We start from the raw sequence: 16021 nt of genomic DNA on the forward strand, positions 1-16021 counted from the left end.
AGCCGGCGACGTGCTTGCAACGGTACGAAGTCGCTAATAAGGGGTGTGTGCATGGACATCGGCTATTTCCTGAAGCTGATGACGGAAAAAAACGCGTCGGACATGTTCCTGACCACCGGGGCGCCGGTTTACATCAAGGTCGAGGGCAGACTGTACCCGCTCGGCAACACCGGGTTGCCCCCGGGCATGGTCAAGAAGATCGCCTATTCGCTGATGGACGAAGGCCAGGTGCCGCAGTTCGAGCGCGACCTGGAGCTGAACATGGCCCTGGCGCTGCCCGATGCCGGCCGCTTCCGCATCAACGTATTCAAGCAGCGCGGCGAAGTCGGCATGGTGATCCGCGCCATCCGCAGCATCATTCCCAGCATCGAGGAACTGCAGCTGCCGCAGGTGCTCAAGGAGATCATCATGGCCCCGCGCGGCCTGGTGCTGATCGTGGGCAGCACCGGCTCGGGCAAGTCGACGACGCTGGCGTCGATGATCGATCATCGCAACAGCAATACCTCCGGTCACATCCTCACCATCGAGGACCCGATCGAGTATCTGCACAAGCATAAGAAATCGATCGTGAACCAGCGCGAGGTCGGCCTGGACACGCACGCCTTCCACAACGCGCTGAAGAACGCGATGCGCGAAGCGCCGGACGTGATCCTGATCGGCGAAATCCTCGACGCGACCACGATGGAGGCGGCGATCGCCTTCGCCGAAACCGGCCACCTGTGCCTGGCGACGCTGCACTCCAACAACGCCGACCAGACGCTGGAACGCATCCTCAACTTCTTCAACGAGTCGGCGCACAAGAACGTGCTGATGAACCTCGCCCTGAACCTCAAGGCGGTGGTGTCGCAGCGCCTGGTGGTCGGCACCGATGGCCGCCGACTGCCCGCGGCCGAGATCCTGATCAACACCCCGCACGTGCGCGACCTGATGCGCCGTGGCCAGGTGCACGAGATCAAGCAGGCGATGGAGGAGTCGCTGGAGGAAGGCATGGAGTCGTTCGACCAATGCCTGTTCCGGCTCTACAAGGAAGGCCGCATCGAGATGGAGGAAGCGCTCAAGGCGGCCGACTCGCGCGATGGCCTGGCGCTGAAGTTCCGCCTGTCCGAGGGCGGCGCCGAGCACGATCCTTACGCGGACATGTACGACGCCAACGCCGCGCATTGAGCGCGGCTGCCATTCGTCACCGTTCCGATGAGCAGCGGTATCCGGCTGCACCGATACTGGTTTCCCACCCGTGTCGGTCTCGGCATCGGTTTCGGCGCGACCGCATGGACCGAGGAAGACGCGCGCACGCTCCTGCGATCGGCCGTGCCGCATATCGACATGGCCGCCCTGGGCCCGCCTATCGTCGACATCGATATCCGCGATCTGGATCCGGGACACGTGCTCCCGAACATCGGTGTGTGCAGCGTGCGCGGCGTCTGGTATCCGAATGTTCCGTCGGTGGGCGCCTGAGCGGACGCGGACGCCGCCCCTCAGGCCAGGTCGGCCGGTGCCGCGCCCCGCTGCTGAAACACCGCCAGGGCCACCACCGCCTCGTCATGCAAGCGACGCCAGGAGGGCGTGTCGATGAAGTCCTCCAGGCAGGGCAGACTTTGGTCGCCCCGGCTGGTTTCTCCTTCCAGGACCGCATGCATCCGACGCACCGCCGTCTGCTCGTCGGGCGAAAATGCAGGCGGGACGAAGCGCGCGATGGCGGCCTCGTCGGCCACATGGTCGTACCAAATGCAGAACAACTCCGCACTGACGGAGGCGATCGGAACGGTGCGCTGGTACTCGCGCTGCGCATGGGCCGAGCTCAGCAATTCCAGATGTTCAACCAGCATCGAGCGGTAACGCAGCGCATCCTCCAAGCTCATGGGCTGGGGTTGGTAGCGCCGGCCGGAACTCACTCCGGCGGCCGGTCCGGCTGATTCTCCGGCCGTGCCGCGTCGAACGCCGGCAGCTCCAGGCAGGCCTGTTCGATGCGCACGATGGTCGGGAACTCGTCCAGCGGCACGCCGAAGCGGCGCGCGTTGTAGACCTGCGGGATCAGGCAGCAGTCGGCGAGGCTGGGCGTGTCGCCCTCGCAGTAGCGGCCCGTGGACGGGTGATCGGTCAGCATCGCCTCGATGGCGCGGAAGCCTTCGCCGACCCAGTGCTTGACCCAGTCCTCGCGCTCCGGATGCGGCACGTTCCAGGTCTTGTCGAAGTACTGCAGCACGCGCAGGTTGTTGAGCGGATGGATGTCGCAGGCCACGGTCTGGGCCAGGGCGCGCACGCGCTGGCGGTCGCGCGCGGTGGCCGGCAGCAGCGCCGGCTGCGGCCAGGTCTCGTCCAGGTATTCCAGGATCGCGATCGACTGCCGCAGCTTGCGGCTACCGTGCTCCAGCACCGGCACCAGGCCCAGCGGATTGACCTCGCGATAGGTGTCGCTGTGCTGCTCGCCGCCGTTGCGGACCAGGTGCACCGGCACGATCTCGTAGGCCAGGCCCTTGAGGTTGAGGCCGATGCGCACGCGGTAGGCCGCGCTCGAACGCCAGTACGAATACAGCCTTAGTTGCTCGCCCACTGCCTGTCCCTGGATCTGCCGTCGTGCCTGTTCTACGCCACCTTAGCCGGTGGCCGGCGCGCCGTGCATACCTCTCGTCCGGCGCGCCGCTGCCGTCAGGCGGAAGCCTGATGCTCGATGCGTTGCTCGATTGCACCGAAAATACTGACGCCTTGCGCATCCAGCATTTCGATGCGCACGGTGTCGCCGAACTTCATGAACGGGGTCTGCGGCTTGCCCAGTTCCAGCGTCTCGACCGTGCGGCGCTCGGCGAAGCAGGACGCGCCCAGCGAGGTGTCCTCGTTGGCGACCGTGCCCGAGCCGACGATGGTGCCGGCCGACAGCGGCCGCGTCTTGGCCGCATGCGCGACCAGTTGGGCGAAGTTGAACTGCATGTCGACGCCGGCCTCGGGCGCGCCGAACCACTCGCCGTTGATATGGGTCAGCAGCGGACGATGCACCTTGCTGTCCTGCCAGGCCTCGCCCAGCTCGTCCGGCGTCACGAACACCGGGCTCAGCGCCGAACGCGGCTTGGACTGCAGGAAGCCGAAGCCCTTGGCCAGCTCGTTGGGGATCAGGTTGCGCAGCGAGACGTCGTTGACCAGGCCGACCAGTTGGATGTGCGCGGCGGCCTGCTCCGGCGTGGCCGCCATCGGCACGTCGTCGGTCACGATCACCACCTCGGCTTCCAGGTCGATGCCGTAGTCCTCGCTGACCACGCGCACCGGATCGCGCGGGCCGTAGAAGCCGGCGCTGACCGCCTGGTACATCAGCGGGTCGACGTAGAAGCTTTCCGGCACCTCGGCGCCGCGCGCGCGGCGCACGCGCTCGACGTGCGGCAGATAGGCGCTGCCGTCGACGAATTCGTAGGCGCGCGGCAGCGGCGCGGCCAGCGCGGCCGGATCGAGATCGAACGCGCCCTCGGCCTGGCCGCTGTTGAGCGCGTCGGACAACGCGTTCAGACGCGGCGCGGTATTCGACCAATCCTCGAGCGCGCGCTGCAGGGTGTCGGCGATGCCGCTGGCGCGCACGGCGCGGGTCAGATCGCGGGAGACGACGATCAGCGTGCCGTCGCGGCCGCCTTCCTTCAGGGAACCGAGCTTCATCCAGACCTCAATCGCGGGGCGCGCCGCAGCGCAATGGTTTCAATTGTAACCGAATTGCCGCGGACACCACCCGGGCGTGAAGGCACAGGATGGCGCAAACGGGGGTGGCTGCGTAGCGGGAGAGATCCCGTGACCACGGGGCATTCCAGGCCCGCGCAAGCGCAGCGCTGGTCACCCAACCGCCCCACCACCACCCGTCATTCCGGCGAAAGCCGGAACCCATTTTGCCCCCCTGGGCGCTGTAGGTGGCAGCGGCAACAGCAACATGGGTTCCGGCTTTCGCCGGAATGACGAGGGGGAATGACGCGTTGAGGCTTGGACCGGGCAGCGGTCACCAGGACGAAACCCAAAAAACAAAAAACCCGCCTCTCGGCGGGTTTCGTGTGGCCGACCTGCGCCGTTTCCGGCGAGGTCGATCGTGTATGGCAGCCCCGGATGGATTCGAACCACCGAATGCCTGAGTCAGAGTCAGGTGCCTTACCGCTTGGCGACGGGGCTATAAAACAAATCTTAGCAAAAAACGCAGGATGACTGCTGCGTTCTTCGCCAGGACGATTAACGCTTCGAGAACTGGGTAGCGCGACGTGCCTTGTGCAGGCCGACCTTCTTACGCTCGACTTCGCGGGCGTCGCGGGTCATGAAGCCGGCCTTGCGCAGCTCGGACTTCAGGGTTTCGTCGTACTCGACCAGCGCGCGCGCGATGCCGAGGCGGATCGCACCGGCCTGGCCGGTGATGCCGCCGCCGGCGACCGTCACGTTGACGTCGAACTTGTCGCTGGACTGGGTCAGCTCGAGCGGCTGGCGCACGATCATGCGCGCCGTCTCGCGACCGAAGAACTCTTCGATCGAACGCTGGTTGATGGTGATCTTGCCGTCGCCCTTGCGCAGGTACACGCGAGCGGTGGAAGACTTGCGGCGGCCGGTGCCGTAGTTCTGCTGGATAGCCATGTTCGTGTCTTTACCTTAGATGTCCAACGGCTGCGGCTGCTGGGCAGCGTGCGGATGCTCGGAGCCCTTGTAGACCTTGAGCTTGCGGTACATGGCGCGGCCGAGCGGATTCTTCGGCAGCATGCCCTTGACGGCGATCTCGATGACGCGCTCCGGGTGGCGCTCCAGCGCCTGGCCCAGGGTCTCGCTCTTGAGGTTGCCGACGTAGCCGGTGAAGCGGTGGTAGATCTTGTCCTGGAGCTTGTTGCCCGTGACAGCGATCTTCTCGGCGTTGATCACCACCAGGTAATCGCCGGTATCCACGTGAGGGGTGTAGACGGGCTTGTGCTTGCCGCGCAGACGGCGCGCGAGTTCGGAGCTCAAGCGGCCGAGCGTTTTGCCCGACGCGTCGACGATGTACCAGTCGCGCTGGACGGTCTCGTTCTTAGCGGTAAAAGTCTTCATGTAAGTCTGCTTTATGGGTACCTGGTCGGGCTGATTTCGCTTGCGTCCAACCCCGGATCGGGGCGGTCGCGGCGCGGAATTTCGCCTCGCGTTGTGAATGTGGAACGAAAGAGGCGGAATGATAGCGGGGTCGTGCCGCCCCTGCAAGTCGAGCTGAACGGCATGCTAGCATCGGCCTTCATGTCCGCCGCCCGCCCGCCTTCCGCCGACCCGCTGGTGGCGCTGGCCGACCGCTGCGTCCAGTGCGGGCTGTGCCTGCCGGCCTGCCCGACCTACGGCCACGACCGCCTCGAAGCCGAATCCCCGCGCGGCCGCATCGCCGTGGCGCGGGCCTGGGCGCTGGGCACGATCGAGCCCAGCGCGGTCGCCGACACCCACCTGGATCACTGCCTGGGCTGTCGTAGCTGCGAGGCCGTGTGCCCGGCCGGCGTGCAGTATGGCGAACTGCTGGGCCTGGCGCGCGAACGCCAGCGCCAGCGGCGCGCGCCTGGCCGGCGCCAGCGCTGGATCGAGGCCCTGGCCGCGCGCCCGCACGCGCTGGCTGTCCTGCTGCGGCTGTACCGCCTGACTTACCCGGCGCTGCCCGCGTCATGGCGGCCATTGCCGCGCCCGCCGGCCGCAACCCCCGCCCCGCCCTCTCCCGTGCCCGCCACCGCACGCGGCGAGCTGGCCGTGTTCGCCGGCTGCGTCGCCGGACCTTATGAGATGGCGCTGCGTGAGGCCGTCGCGCGCCTGTGCCGCGGACTCGGCTATCGGGTCCGCCCGGCCCCGGACCAGACCTGTTGCGGCAGCCTGCACGCGCACGCCGGCGATACGGCGCGCGCGCAGGCGCTGGCCGCGCGCAACCGCGACGCCTTCGCCGGCGTGGACACGGTACTGACCCTGGCCAGCGGCTGCCACGAGTCCCTGGCCCGGTCCCTGGATGCAGGCACGCGCACGCAGGACGCGATCGCGTTCTTGGAGCGCCATGCCGACGCGCTGCGGCTGCGCCCCCGCCAAGAGCGCGTCGCCCTGCACCTGCCCTGCACGCAGCGCAACGTGGTCGGCTCGGTGCCCGCATTGCGGCGCCTGCTGGCGCGCGTGCCGGGTCTGAGCCTGATCGAACTGGACGCCGGCTACGGCTGCTGCGGCGCCGCCGGCACGCAGATGCTGACCGAAGCCGAACGCGCCGCCGACTACCGCGAACCGCTGCTGCGGCAGTTCACCGCCAGCGGCGCGACGCGGCTGCTCAGCGCCAACATCGGCTGCCGGCTGCACCTGGGCGCCGCATTGACCGCGCCGGTCGCGCATCCGCTGGCGTTCCTGGCCGAGTGTCTGGACGGCGTCGAGGTCGGCGCCGATTCACTGCCGGGCAACGCCGCCGCGCCGTAAACTGCGCACATGACCACGATCCGCGAGCTGTCTCCCCTGGACCGCCTGCTCAGCGATGCGCAGCGCGCCCTCGACACCGTCTTCGGCGCGCCCTACGCGGCTCGGCCCAATCCGGCCGCCGACACCGCCCAGATCGAACTGGACGACGCCGAGCGCCGCCACGCCGCCGGCCTGATGCGCATCAACCACGTCGGCGAGGTCTGCGCGCAGGCGCTGTACTGCGGCCAGGCCGCGGTCGCGCGCGACGCGGCCACGCGCGCGCACCTGCTGGAAGCCGCGCAGGAAGAGACCGACCACCTGGCCTGGTGCGCGCAGCGGCTGGACGAGCTCGACAGCCGCCCCAGCCTGCTCAACCCGTTGTGGTACGCCGGCAGCTACGCGATCGGCGCCCTCGCCGGCCTGCGCGGCGACGGCTGGAACCTGGGCTTCGTGGTCGAGACCGAGCACCAGGTCGAGGCGCACATCGACGAGCACCTGGAATCGCTGCCGGAAGCCGACGCGCGCAGCCGCGCGATCCTGCGCACGATGAAGGAAGACGAGGCCCGCCACGCCGCCAACGCCGAGGCCGCCGGCGCGCGCCTGCTGCCGCCGCCGGTGCCGACCCTGATGGCGGCGGCGTCGAAGCTGATGAAGGCGGTGGCGTACCGGGTGTGAGGGCCTGCGCGGCGCGGCTTCAAGCCTGTCGCCTTGGCTTTCTATGGGAGCGACGTGAGTCGCGATGACGCAACTCGGGCCAGCGGCGATCGCGACTCACGTCGCTCCCACAGAAAGCAAAAGCCGCCACCAAGGCGCGTGCGCGACGGGCCGGAAACGAAAAAGGCCGGCTTTCGCCGGCCTTTTCGCTGCGTCCGAACCGGTCAGTCGACCAGGTTGCGGCCGTGGAACAGCTCTTCGATCTCGCGCTTGAGCCGCGCCTCGATCTTCATGCGTTCCTTGAACGACAGGTTCTTGGCCTTCTCCTCGAACAGGTAGTTGTCGAGGTCGAATTCCTTCAGGTGCATCTTGGTGTGGAAGATGTTTTCCTGATAGACGTTGACGTCGAGCATCTCGTAGCGCGACTTCACGTTCTTGGCCAGGTAATCCTGGATCGAGTTGATCTTGTGATCGATGTAGTGCTTGCGGCCCTTCACGTCGCGGGTGAAGCCGCGCACGCGGTAGTCCATGACGACGATGTCGGACTCCAGGCTCTCGATCAGGTAGTTCAGGGCCTTCAGCGGCGAGATCACGCCGCAGGTCGCCACGTCGATGTCGGCGCGGAAGGTCGCGATGCCGTTGTCCGGATGGGTTTCCGGATAGGTGTGCACCGTGATGTGCGACTTGTCCATGTGCGCGACGACGGCGTCGGAGATCACGCCCTTGGCGGCCGACTTGTCGATCACCGGCTCTTCCGAGATCAGGATCGTCACCGACGCGCCCTGCGGATCGTAGTCCTGGCGCGCGATGTTGAGGATGTTGGCGCCGATGATGTCCGCCACATCCGTGAGGATCTGGGTCAGTCGATCGGCGTTGTAAGCCTCGTCGATGTACTCGATGTACCGCTGGCGCTGCTCTTCCGAGACCGCGTAGCAGACGTCGTAGATGTTGAACGAGAGGGCCTTGGTGAGGTTGTTGAAACCTTGCAACCTCAGGCGCGGCAACGGCTTGACCACGGTAGGGGGATTCCCGGTCGGACGGCGAGGGCGGGAATTATGCGGCAAACCGCTGCGGGGGGAAACGCGCGCTGTCACCCGGCCGTCATACGCCGGACCCCTGGCCGGCCGGGGGACTGCCCATATCGGGCCGGGGTGACGTAGAGTGCCGCAGGGTGACGCTATTTGCCCAATCCCCCGGTTCGTCCTAAGCTCACTCGATAACCCAAGCCCAATCCCATGTCCGCCAATCCGGTAGCCCCCTTGACTGCCCTGCGCCGAACCAATAGCCCGTTGCTGCCCGACGGCGCGACGATCGAACGCTTCCTGGCGCACTGCCACCGCCGACGCTACCCGTCGCGGACCGACGTGTTCCGCCCGGGAGATCCCGCCAGCACCCTGTACTACGTCGTTTCCGGCTCGGTGAGCATCATCACCGAGGAAGAGGACGGCCGTGAGCTGGTGCTCGGCTACTTCGGCCCCGGCGAATTCGTCGGCGAGCTCGGCCTGTTCATCGAAAGCGACCATCGCGAGGTGATCCTGCGCACGCGCAGCACCTGCGAGCTGGCCGAGATCGGTCACGAGCGCCTCTACGACCTGCTGCTGACCCGCCTGTCGCTGGACGCGCCCAAGCTGCTGTACGCGATCGGCGCGCAGATCTCGCGCCGCCTGCTGGACACCAGCCGCAAGGCCGGCCGCCTGGCCTTCCTGGACGTGACCGACCGCATCGTGCGCGCCCTGCACGACCTGGCCAAGGAACCCGAGGCCATGAGCCATCCGCAGGGCACCCAGCTGCGGGTGTCGCGCCAGGAGCTGTCGCGCCTGGTCGGCTGCTCGCGCGAAATGGCCGGCCGCGTGCTCAAGAAGCTGCAGGCCGACGGCAAGCTGCACGCCCGCGGCAAGACCGTCGTCCTGTACGGGACGCGCTGAGCCGCCCGCCGACGATGGGTCGCGCCGCCCCCTCCGCCGAAACCGCACCCCGCGTGCGTTCGGCGGAATTGGGCGACGCCCACGACGTCGCCCGCCTGCTCGGCGACCTCGGCTATCCCTGCAACCGCGACGAAGCCGCCGAACGCATCGCGGTGGTCCGCCACGACCCGCGCCAGCACCTGCTGCTGGCTGAGATCGACGGCGACGCCTGCGGCCTGGTCTCGCTGTACACCCTGTATTCGGTGGTGCACGGCACCGAGCTGGCGCGGATCACCGCGCTGGTGGTGTCGCCGGCCAGCCAGCGCCAGGGCATCGGCCGGCGCCTGCTGCGCGAGGTCGAGCTGATCTCGCGTCGTGTCGGCGTGTCGCGCATCGAAATCACCAGCAATCTGAGCCGTAGCGAGGCGCACGCGTTCTACCGCGATTGCGGGTATAGCGATGGGTCGCTGCGGTTTGTGAAGGCGCTGGGCGATTAGCGTCCTGGCCCGACAGGGCCGATCCTGAGTTCGTTTTCCGCGCGTCTGTCGAGGCGTTCGCCGTCGCCCGGCGCGGCGATGATGCGGTTCGCTGCGCTCACCGCATCCTACGGCGATGTTTGCGTTCCCCGCCCATCGGAAGCTTTGGGGTAGGAGCGGCGCAAGCCGCGACCGCGAACTGCGGCTGCGGGATGGTTTCGTCGTCGTTCGACTACAAAGTCGCGGTTTGCGCCGCTCCTACTCCACGGCGGTGGAGCGCAGCGCGCGCAAGATTGCGCGGGCGTCTGGATTTGCGCGAATCGCGGCTTACGCCGCCCCCACAGAAAGCGACAGCGCGGCCGCGCTACGGGTTTCTGCGGGAGCGGCGCCCCATGGAACCCCCTTGGGGCGTAAGCCGCGATCGCGAAATCGTGACGGCCAGTGCAAATCCGCAACCTCGGGATCGATCCTCAGCCCGCCGCCGAGGCCACCGCGTCGCCACCGCGCCCGGGACAGCCCCAGTTGAGGATCGGCGTGCCGGCCGGCAGCACGCGCCGGAACATCGGGATGCGGCGCGCCTTGGGGTTGACCACCACCGGCCGGCGCGCGGCCTTGAGCAGCGGCAGATCGGCGCTGCTGTCGGAATAGGCGACTTCGACCGGCGCGGTGTAGCCGGCCTCGCGCAGCATGGTCATCTTCATTTCGGCGTGGCAGTGGCGCAGCGCGCCGACCGCGCCCAGGCGCGGGCCGACCAGGGTGCCGACCACCGGCACGTCCTCGTGGGCGACGAAGGCCAGGATCGCGCGCGCCAGCTCCGGCGGCGCGCCGGTGGCGATCACCACGCGGTCGCCGCGTTCGCGGTGGTGGTGCAGCACGTCCAGCGCCACCGGCAGCAGGCGGCGGCGGATCTCGTCGGTGTGCGCGGCCACGTAGCGGTCGATGGTGGCGTCGAACTCGCGCCGCCCGCCCATGCCGACCGAACCGACCCAGACGAAACCGGAAATGCCGACCCGGCGCGTGGGCAGGTAGGCGATCATCGGCCCGAACACCGGCGCGATCAGCAGCGCCAGCAACTGCCGCCACCAGGAACGCTTGATCAACCAGGCGAACAGATGGCTGCCGGAATCGCCGTCGTACAAAGTGTGGTCGAAGTCGAACACCACCAGCGGCGCGTCGTCGCGCGCCGGCGGGAAGCGCCCGTCCGCGCTCATGCCGCGAACAGCCGCTGCAGGGCCGCGCCCGGGTCGCGCTCGCGCATGAAGCTTTCGCCGATCAGGAACGTCTCGATGCCGGCGCCGCGCATCTTGGCCACGTCGGCACCGGTGGCGATGCCGCTTTCGGTGACCAGGGTGCGGTCGCGCGGCACCGCATCGCGCAGAGCGATGGTGGTGTCCAGCGAGACCTCGAAGGTGCGCAGGTTGCGGTTGTTGACGCCGATCAACTCGCAATCGGTCTGCAGCGCTCGTTCGAGCTCGTCGATGTCGTGGACCTCGACCAGTACGTCCATGCCCAGCTCCATCGCCAGGCCGGCCATCTCGATCATGGGGCCGTCTTCCAGCGCGGCCACGATCAGCAGGATCGCGTCGGCGCCGATCACGCGCGCTTCGTAGACCTGGTAGGGGTCGATGGTGAAGTCCTTGCGCAGCACCGGCAGCGAGCAGGCCGCGCGCGCCTCGCCCAGGTACAGGTTGCTGCCCTGGAAGAAGTCGACGTCGGTGAGCACCGACAAACAGGCGGCGCCGCCGGCTTCGTAGCTGCGCGCGATCTGCGCGGGCTGGAAGTCGGCGCGGATCAGGCCCTTGGACGGACTGGCCTTCTTGACCTCGGCGATCACCGCGGCCTCGCCGGCGGCGTGCTTGCGCTTGATCGCGTCGACGAAGCCGCGCGTGGGCGCCTGCTGGGCCGCGCGCGCGCGCAGGTCGTCCAGCGAGCGCACCCGGCTGCGCTGTTCGATCTCCTCCACCTTGCGGGCGAGGATCGTGCGCAGGACATCGGTCATTCCATCATCTCCACATCGCCCGTCAGGGGCCGGCCGGGGCGCCATTGTCCCAGTTGCAGCCGATCGAGCAAGACGAGCATCGCCTCGCGGGCCTGCGCGTTATGGACCGGCAGCACCAGAACGTCGCCCGGCACGGCCCAGCGCAGCAGGCCGGTGGCGGCCTCGACCTCGTCCAGACAGACCGCCAGCGCCGTTTCCGGCAGGCCGCGGCGCAGCAATTCGTCGCGCAGGATCGCCGCCACCTCGCCGGCCGCGCGGCCGCGCATGTAGCCCTCCAAGTCCTTAAGCACCACCCGCGCGGGGCGGAAGTCGGCGGCCACGGCGGCCAGCTCGCGGATATCGCGGTCCTCGCGGTTGCCGGCCTGGCCCAGCAGCAGACCCAGCCGGCGCCCCGGCCGCGCCGCGACTTCCAGCAATTTGCGCAGGCCGTCGGGGTTGTGGGCGTAGTCCAGGTAGACCTCGGCGTCGCCGTAGGCCCAGCGCTGCAGGCGCCCGGGGTTGTCGGCCGCGGCGGCACCGAAACGCGCCAGCACCTGGGCGATCCGCTCGGGCGCGACGCCCAGCGCGGCCGCGGCCAGGGCCGCGCCGCTGAGATTGGCCTGGTTGTAGAGCGCGCGGCCGCTCAGGGTCAGCGGCATCGCGGCGACCTCGCCCAGGTCGTGGTCGCGACCCTGGTAATGCAGGTGCAGGCGTCCGTCGCGCGCGGCGCAGGTGGCGCCGCCTCGGTCGCGGTGAGCGCGCAGACGCGGATGCGCGTCGTCCAAAGCGGACCAGCCGATCGCGTGCGGCAGCGCCGCGCCATGCCGCACCAGCAGTTCGTCGTCCGCGTTGAGCACCAGCAGGCCGTCCTCGGCCAGGCTGCGCGCGACGGTGAGTTTCACCTGCGCGAGATCCTCTAGGTCGTGGATGCCGTATTCCCCGAAATGATCGGGGCTGACGTTGGTGACCAGAGCCACGCGCGCGGCCTCGGGCGTAATGCCCCGCCGCAGCATGCCGCCGCGCGCGGTTTCCAGGATCGCGGCCTGCACCTCGTCGCGGCGCAACAGGGTGCGCGCGCCGACCGGGCCGGAATAATCGCCGCCATCGATGCACTCGCCATCGACGTAGAGCCCGTCGGTGCTGCTGTGTGCGGTGACCCAGCCCTGCGCGCGCGCCATCGCCGCGAGCAGGCGCACGCTGGTGGTCTTGCCGTTGGAACCGGTGACCACGGCCTTGGCGATCGCATGCAGCCGCGACCACGGCACCTGCGTCTGGTCGGGCAGCGCATCCAGCGGCCAGGTCGCACTGCCCTCGCCCTCGCCTATCGACAGCGCGTCGTCGTCGCTGTATGCGGACAATCCGCGGACGTGCGCCTGCCGGATCAGTGCGATCAGATCGGGGCGCGCCTCGGCTGCCGCCAGTGCATGCAAGCTGCGCAGCGCGCTGTCGCGATCCCAGTACGCCGCGTAGCCCGGCGCATGCGGAGGCAGGACGTCTTGCGCTATCGGCGCGACACCCTCGGCCCAGGACCATTCGTTGATCTCGGTGGCTGCGTACAAGCCGTCGATCGGCGCGACGAAGGCCAGCGACGCGCCGCTGGCGTGTTCGCGCACCACGATCGCTTCATCCAGCGGCCAGCCCAGCAGCGCGCGCAGGGCCATGACGTTGTCGCGCCAACGCGCCAGGGCCTGCGGCGATGCCGCGCCGCGCGTTTCCAGCACGGCGCCGGCCTGGCCGAAATACAGATTCGCGCCGGTCAGCCGGCGCGAATCCTCGAACGGGAACTCGAACTCCGGTAGCGCGGCCGCTGGGTTGGACTCGGCCGTCACTCAATCGCTCTCTTCGCGCTCGAAACGCAGGCCGCGCTCGTCGCGGACCACGCCTTCCATGGCCGCGACCACCGCCTCGTCCAGGGTCTGCTCCAGCGGCGGCAGTTCGATGCGCGCCGTCGCCGCGGCGACGCCGCCCTCGGGTTGGAAGTGGATGATCTGCTTCCACGAGCGCGCCAGCGCGTCGGCGAACACCAGCAGCAGGTCGCCGGGCTGGGCCATGCGCAGCGCCGAGTCGATCGCGGTCTGTTCGTCGGGAATGACGCTGATCGCCTCGCTGGCGACACCGCGCGCCTGCAACGCCTTGGCGATGATGCGCGGCACCTCGTCGCCGTCGCGGCCACGCAGCGAATCGTCGCGGCGGCAGACGTAATGGTCGAACTTGCCGGCGACGGCCTCGGCGATCGCGTGCAGGTCTTCGTCGCGGCGGTCGCCGGGGCCGGCCAGCACCACCAGCCTGCGCCCGCCCACGTCCAGGCGCTGGGCCAGATCGGCCATCACTCCGACCGCGTGCGCGTTGTGGCCGTAGTCCATCAGCACCTTGAACGGATGCTCGTTGTAGACGTTCATGCGCCCGGGCGCCTGGAAGAACGTGGTGTCGAAGGTGCGCAGGCCGTGGCGGATCGCGTCCAGCTTGATGCCCATCGAGAACGCCATCGCCGCGGCGACCATCGCGTTCTGCACGTTGTGCAGCGCGCGGCCTTCCATGGTCGCGGGGATCAGGTGCGTCCACAGCAGCGGGATATGGCTGCCCTTGTCATAGAGCGTGATCATGTGGCCGTTGACGCCGGCCTCCAGCGCGCAGGCGCGGCCGCCGGCGCGGATGTGCTCGCGCACCAGCGCGTGCGCGGGGTTCATGGTGACGTAGCAGATCACCTTGGCGTCGGTGTAGGCCGACATCTTCAGCACGTTGGGATCGTCGGCGTTGAGCACCGCGCAGTCTTTGGCGATCTCCACCACCACGCGCTTGACCTCGGCCAATTGCTCCAGAGTGTCGATGCCCTTCAGGCCCAGATGATCGGACTGGATGTTGATGACCGCGCCGACGTTGACCTCGGACACGCCCATGCCGGCGCGCAGCAGGCCGCCGCGCGCGGTTTCCAGCACCGCCAGGTCGATCTGCGGATCGGACAGCACCATGCGCGCCGACACCGGGCCGGTCATGTCGCCCTCGACCGTGCGCTGGCCGTCGATGTAGACGCCGTCGGTGGTGGTCAGGCCCGGCGTGTAGCCGGCCATCTTGGCGATGTGCGCCAGCATGCGCGCGGTGGTGGTCTTGCCGTTGGTGCCGGTGACCGCGGCGATCGGCACCCGCGCCGGCGTGCCGGGCGAGAACAGCATGTCGATCACCGGGCCGGCGGCGTCGCGCGGCGTGCCCTCGCTGGGCGCCACGTGCATGCGGAAACCCGGCGCGGCGTTGATCTCGCAGATGCCGCCGCCGGCATTCTTGTAGCTCTCGGCGATGTTGGGCGAGATGAAATCCACGCCGCCCACGTCCAGGCCGATCGCGCGCACCGCGCGCACCGCCATGTCGCGGTTGTCGGGGTGGATGATGTCGGTGACGTCGGTGGCGGTGCCGCCGGTGGACAGGTTGGCGGTGGAGCGCAGGTAGACGACCTCGTCGTCGGCCGGCACCGATTCGGCGGTGTAGCCCACGCGCTCCATCATCAGCACGGCCTGGGCGTCGAGTTCGAGCCGGGTCAGCACCTTCTCGTGGCCGACGCCGCGGCGCGGATCCTGGTTCACCGCCTCGACCAGCTCGGCGATGCTGCGCTTACCGTCGCCGACCACGTGGCCGGGCGTGCGTCGGGTGGCGGCGATTAATTCGCCGTTGATCACCAGCAGGCGGTGGTCGTCGCCGCCGACGTAGGTTTCCACGATCACCGAACGCGAATGCTCGCGCGCGGCCTCGAAGCCGGCGCGGATCTCGTCCTCGCCGGAAATGTTGATGGTGATGCCGCGGCCGTGGTTGCCGTTGTAGGGCTTGGTCACCACCGCCCCGCCCAGCCGTCGCGCCGCGCGCACCGCGCCGGCGGCGTCGGTCACCAGTTCCTGGCGCGGTACCGGCAGGCCCAGCGAGGCCAGGATCTTGTTGGTCTCTTCCTTGTCGCTGGCCAGCTCCACCGCGATGTGCGGGGTGCGGCCGGTGACGGTGGCCTGGATCCGCTGCTGGTACTTGCCGTGGCCGAACTGGATCAGCGACTGGGTGTTCAGGCGCAGCCACGGAATCCCGCGCTCCTCGGCGGCGCGCACCAGCGACGCGGTCGACGGGCCCAGCGCGCGGCGCTGCGCATAGCGGATGAAGTCGTCGCGCGCCGATTCCCACTCCCAATCCTCGGGCACGCTGCCGGCCGGACGCAGTTCGACCGGCAGCAGCGAACACAGCAGCTTCAGGCCCAGTTCGCCGGCGGCGATGCCCTCCTCGCGCTGCGCGTATTCGTAGACCACGCTGTACACGCCCGGGCGGTCGTCGCTGATGCTGCGGGTCTTGCCGAAGGTGACGTTTTCGCCGGCGACGTTCTGCAGTTCGATCGCGACGTGTTCCAGCACATGGCCCAGCCAGGTGCCTTCGTCCTCGCGCAGGCGCCGCACGAAGCCGCCGGGCGCGCGGTAGGAGCAGCCGTGCTCGGCCAGGCCGGGCAGCGCCGCCAACAGGCCGTCGACGAAGGCCGGGCCCAGGCGCGCGGTCGGCCATTCCTCCAGCGCCTGCAGGTCCAGTTCCAGCCGTATGACCGGAAAATGCGCATACAGCGAAGGGCCGACGTAGACGGTGCGTTCGAGTATGCGCATGTGAACCTCACT

At 68.8% G+C, this 16021-nt stretch carries 16 protein-coding genes and 1 tRNA gene; 6 read left to right on the plus strand and 11 right to left on the minus strand.

Going from position 1 to position 16021, the window contains the following annotated elements; all coding sequences use genetic code 11:
* The first annotated feature begins 51 nt into the window (after positions 1 to 51).
* Together LVB77_RS18950 and LVB77_RS18955 are read left to right on the plus strand one after the other, a co-directional pair.
* The gene (locus tag LVB77_RS18950; RefSeq protein ID WP_056178868.1) at positions 52 to 1164 is read left to right on the plus strand and encodes a PilT/PilU family type 4a pilus ATPase; all 1113 of its coding nucleotides are present in this window, start codon (positions 52 to 54) and stop codon (positions 1162 to 1164) included.
* 27 nt (positions 1165 to 1191) lie between these two features.
* Complete coding sequence (locus LVB77_RS18955; protein ID WP_232907697.1) at positions 1192 to 1455, plus strand: hypothetical protein; 264 nt, start codon at positions 1192 to 1194, stop codon at positions 1453 to 1455.
* Positions 1456 to 1475: 20 nt separating this feature from the next.
* Here the strand turns inward: LVB77_RS18955 and LVB77_RS18960 are convergent, their stop codons facing one another.
* From LVB77_RS18960 to rplM, 6 genes are all read right to left on the minus strand, one after another.
* A complete protein-coding gene (locus tag LVB77_RS18960; protein ID WP_232907698.1) occupies positions 1476 to 1859 on the minus strand; it encodes a hypothetical protein in 384 nt (127 codons plus the stop codon).
* Positions 1860 to 1888: 29 nt separating this feature from the next.
* Positions 1889 to 2551, minus strand: coding sequence for a maleylacetoacetate isomerase (gene maiA, locus LVB77_RS18965; RefSeq protein ID WP_232907699.1), 663 nt, complete (start codon positions 2549 to 2551; stop codon positions 1889 to 1891).
* A gap of 95 nt (positions 2552 to 2646) precedes the next feature.
* A complete protein-coding gene (locus tag LVB77_RS18970) occupies positions 2647 to 3636 on the minus strand; it encodes a fumarylacetoacetate hydrolase family protein (protein WP_232907701.1) in 990 nt (329 codons plus the stop codon).
* A 423-nt stretch (positions 3637 to 4059) separates the two neighbouring features.
* Positions 4060 to 4134: transfer RNA gene (locus LVB77_RS18975), tRNA-Gln, on the minus strand.
* 57 nt (positions 4135 to 4191) lie between these two features.
* Positions 4192 to 4584, minus strand: coding sequence for a 30S ribosomal protein S9 (rpsI, locus tag LVB77_RS18980; protein WP_055908877.1), 393 nt, complete (start codon positions 4582 to 4584; stop codon positions 4192 to 4194).
* 15 nt (positions 4585 to 4599) lie between these two features.
* Positions 4600 to 5028 (minus strand): 50S ribosomal protein L13, encoded by a 429-nt coding sequence (gene rplM, locus LVB77_RS18985; RefSeq protein WP_056178849.1) that lies wholly within the window; start codon positions 5026 to 5028, stop codon positions 4600 to 4602.
* A 180-nt stretch (positions 5029 to 5208) separates the two neighbouring features.
* Here rplM and LVB77_RS18990 point away from each other — a divergent pair, with 180 nt between their 5' ends.
* Together LVB77_RS18990 and coq7 are read left to right on the plus strand one after the other, a co-directional pair.
* Positions 5209 to 6399: a (Fe-S)-binding protein gene (locus tag LVB77_RS18990; protein ID WP_232907702.1), complete on the plus strand. Its 1191-nt coding sequence runs from the start codon at positions 5209 to 5211 to the stop codon at positions 6397 to 6399.
* Positions 6400 to 6408: 9 nt separating this feature from the next.
* Entirely contained in the window at positions 6409 to 7053 is a 645-nt protein-coding gene (coq7, locus tag LVB77_RS18995; protein WP_232907704.1) for a 2-polyprenyl-3-methyl-6-methoxy-1,4-benzoquinone monooxygenase, read from the plus strand.
* A gap of 203 nt (positions 7054 to 7256) precedes the next feature.
* Here the strand turns inward: coq7 and speD are convergent, their stop codons facing one another.
* Positions 7257 to 8048 carry an adenosylmethionine decarboxylase gene (gene speD / locus LVB77_RS19000; RefSeq protein ID WP_055908890.1) on the minus strand — a complete coding sequence of 264 codons (792 nt, stop codon included), beginning with the start codon at positions 8046 to 8048 and terminating at the stop codon, positions 7257 to 7259.
* A gap of 243 nt (positions 8049 to 8291) precedes the next feature.
* On the opposite strand from speD, the gene crp reads away from it, so the two are divergent.
* Together crp and LVB77_RS19010 are read left to right on the plus strand one after the other, a co-directional pair.
* Complete coding sequence (gene crp / locus LVB77_RS19005; protein WP_036148366.1) at positions 8292 to 8957, plus strand: cAMP-activated global transcriptional regulator CRP; 666 nt, start codon at positions 8292 to 8294, stop codon at positions 8955 to 8957.
* A gap of 53 nt (positions 8958 to 9010) precedes the next feature.
* A complete protein-coding gene (locus LVB77_RS19010) occupies positions 9011 to 9433 on the plus strand; it encodes a GNAT family N-acetyltransferase (protein WP_305068912.1) in 423 nt (140 codons plus the stop codon).
* A gap of 449 nt (positions 9434 to 9882) precedes the next feature.
* Here LVB77_RS19010 and LVB77_RS19015 read toward each other — a convergent pair whose 3' ends face one another.
* From LVB77_RS19015 to cphA, 4 genes are read right to left on the minus strand one after another with little or no spacing between them, the layout of a single operon-like run.
* Positions 9883 to 10623 carry a haloacid dehalogenase-like hydrolase gene (locus LVB77_RS19015; protein WP_232907707.1) on the minus strand — a complete coding sequence of 247 codons (741 nt, stop codon included), beginning with the start codon at positions 10621 to 10623 and terminating at the stop codon, positions 9883 to 9885.
* Positions 10620 to 11411, minus strand: coding sequence for an indole-3-glycerol phosphate synthase TrpC (trpC, locus tag LVB77_RS19020; RefSeq protein ID WP_343226211.1), 792 nt, complete (start codon positions 11409 to 11411; stop codon positions 10620 to 10622). The genes LVB77_RS19015 and trpC overlap by 4 nt, the downstream gene beginning before the upstream one ends.
* The gene (locus LVB77_RS19025) at positions 11408 to 13219 is read right to left on the minus strand and encodes a Mur ligase family protein (protein WP_232907710.1); all 1812 of its coding nucleotides are present in this window, start codon (positions 13217 to 13219) and stop codon (positions 11408 to 11410) included. The genes trpC and LVB77_RS19025 overlap by 4 nt, the downstream gene beginning before the upstream one ends.
* Positions 13220 to 16009, minus strand: a complete 2790-nt coding sequence (gene cphA, locus LVB77_RS19030) for a cyanophycin synthetase (RefSeq protein ID WP_232907712.1) — start codon at positions 16007 to 16009, stop codon at positions 13220 to 13222. It lies immediately after the preceding gene.
* Positions 16010 to 16021 lie beyond the last annotated feature (12 nt).

Origin of the sequence: Lysobacter sp. 5GHs7-4, from assembly GCF_021284765.1 — a bacterium.
In the GTDB taxonomy this organism is placed as follows: Bacteria; Pseudomonadota; Gammaproteobacteria; order Xanthomonadales; family Xanthomonadaceae; genus Lysobacter.

What these genes read in the sequence shown, in the direction of transcription:
- LVB77_RS18950 (WP_056178868.1), top strand. Translation starts at nt 52, where the DNA reads ATGGACATCGGCTATTTCCTGAAGCTGATGACGGAAAAAAACGCGTCG.
- LVB77_RS18955 (WP_232907697.1), top strand. Translation starts at nt 1,192, where the DNA reads ATGAGCAGCGGTATCCGGCTGCACCGATACTGGTTTCCCACCCGTGTC.
- LVB77_RS18960 (WP_232907698.1), bottom strand. Translation starts at nt 1,859, where the DNA reads ATGAGCTTGGAGGATGCGCTGCGTTACCGCTCGATGCTGGTTGAACAT.
- LVB77_RS18970 (WP_232907701.1), bottom strand. Translation starts at nt 3,636, where the DNA reads ATGAAGCTCGGTTCCCTGAAGGAAGGCGGCCGCGACGGCACGCTGATC.
- rpsI (WP_055908877.1), bottom strand. Translation starts at nt 4,584, where the DNA reads ATGGCTATCCAGCAGAACTACGGCACCGGCCGCCGCAAGTCTTCCACC.
- rplM (WP_056178849.1), bottom strand. Translation starts at nt 5,028, where the DNA reads ATGAAGACTTTTACCGCTAAGAACGAGACCGTCCAGCGCGACTGGTAC.
- LVB77_RS18990 (WP_232907702.1), top strand. Translation starts at nt 5,209, where the DNA reads ATGTCCGCCGCCCGCCCGCCTTCCGCCGACCCGCTGGTGGCGCTGGCC.
- coq7 (WP_232907704.1), top strand. Translation starts at nt 6,409, where the DNA reads ATGACCACGATCCGCGAGCTGTCTCCCCTGGACCGCCTGCTCAGCGAT.
- LVB77_RS19015 (WP_232907707.1), bottom strand. Translation starts at nt 10,623, where the DNA reads ATGAGCGCGGACGGGCGCTTCCCGCCGGCGCGCGACGACGCGCCGCTG.
- trpC (WP_343226211.1), bottom strand. Translation starts at nt 11,411, where the DNA reads ATGACCGATGTCCTGCGCACGATCCTCGCCCGCAAGGTGGAGGAGATC.
- cphA (WP_232907712.1), bottom strand. Translation starts at nt 16,009, where the DNA reads ATGCGCATACTCGAACGCACCGTCTACGTCGGCCCTTCGCTGTATGCG.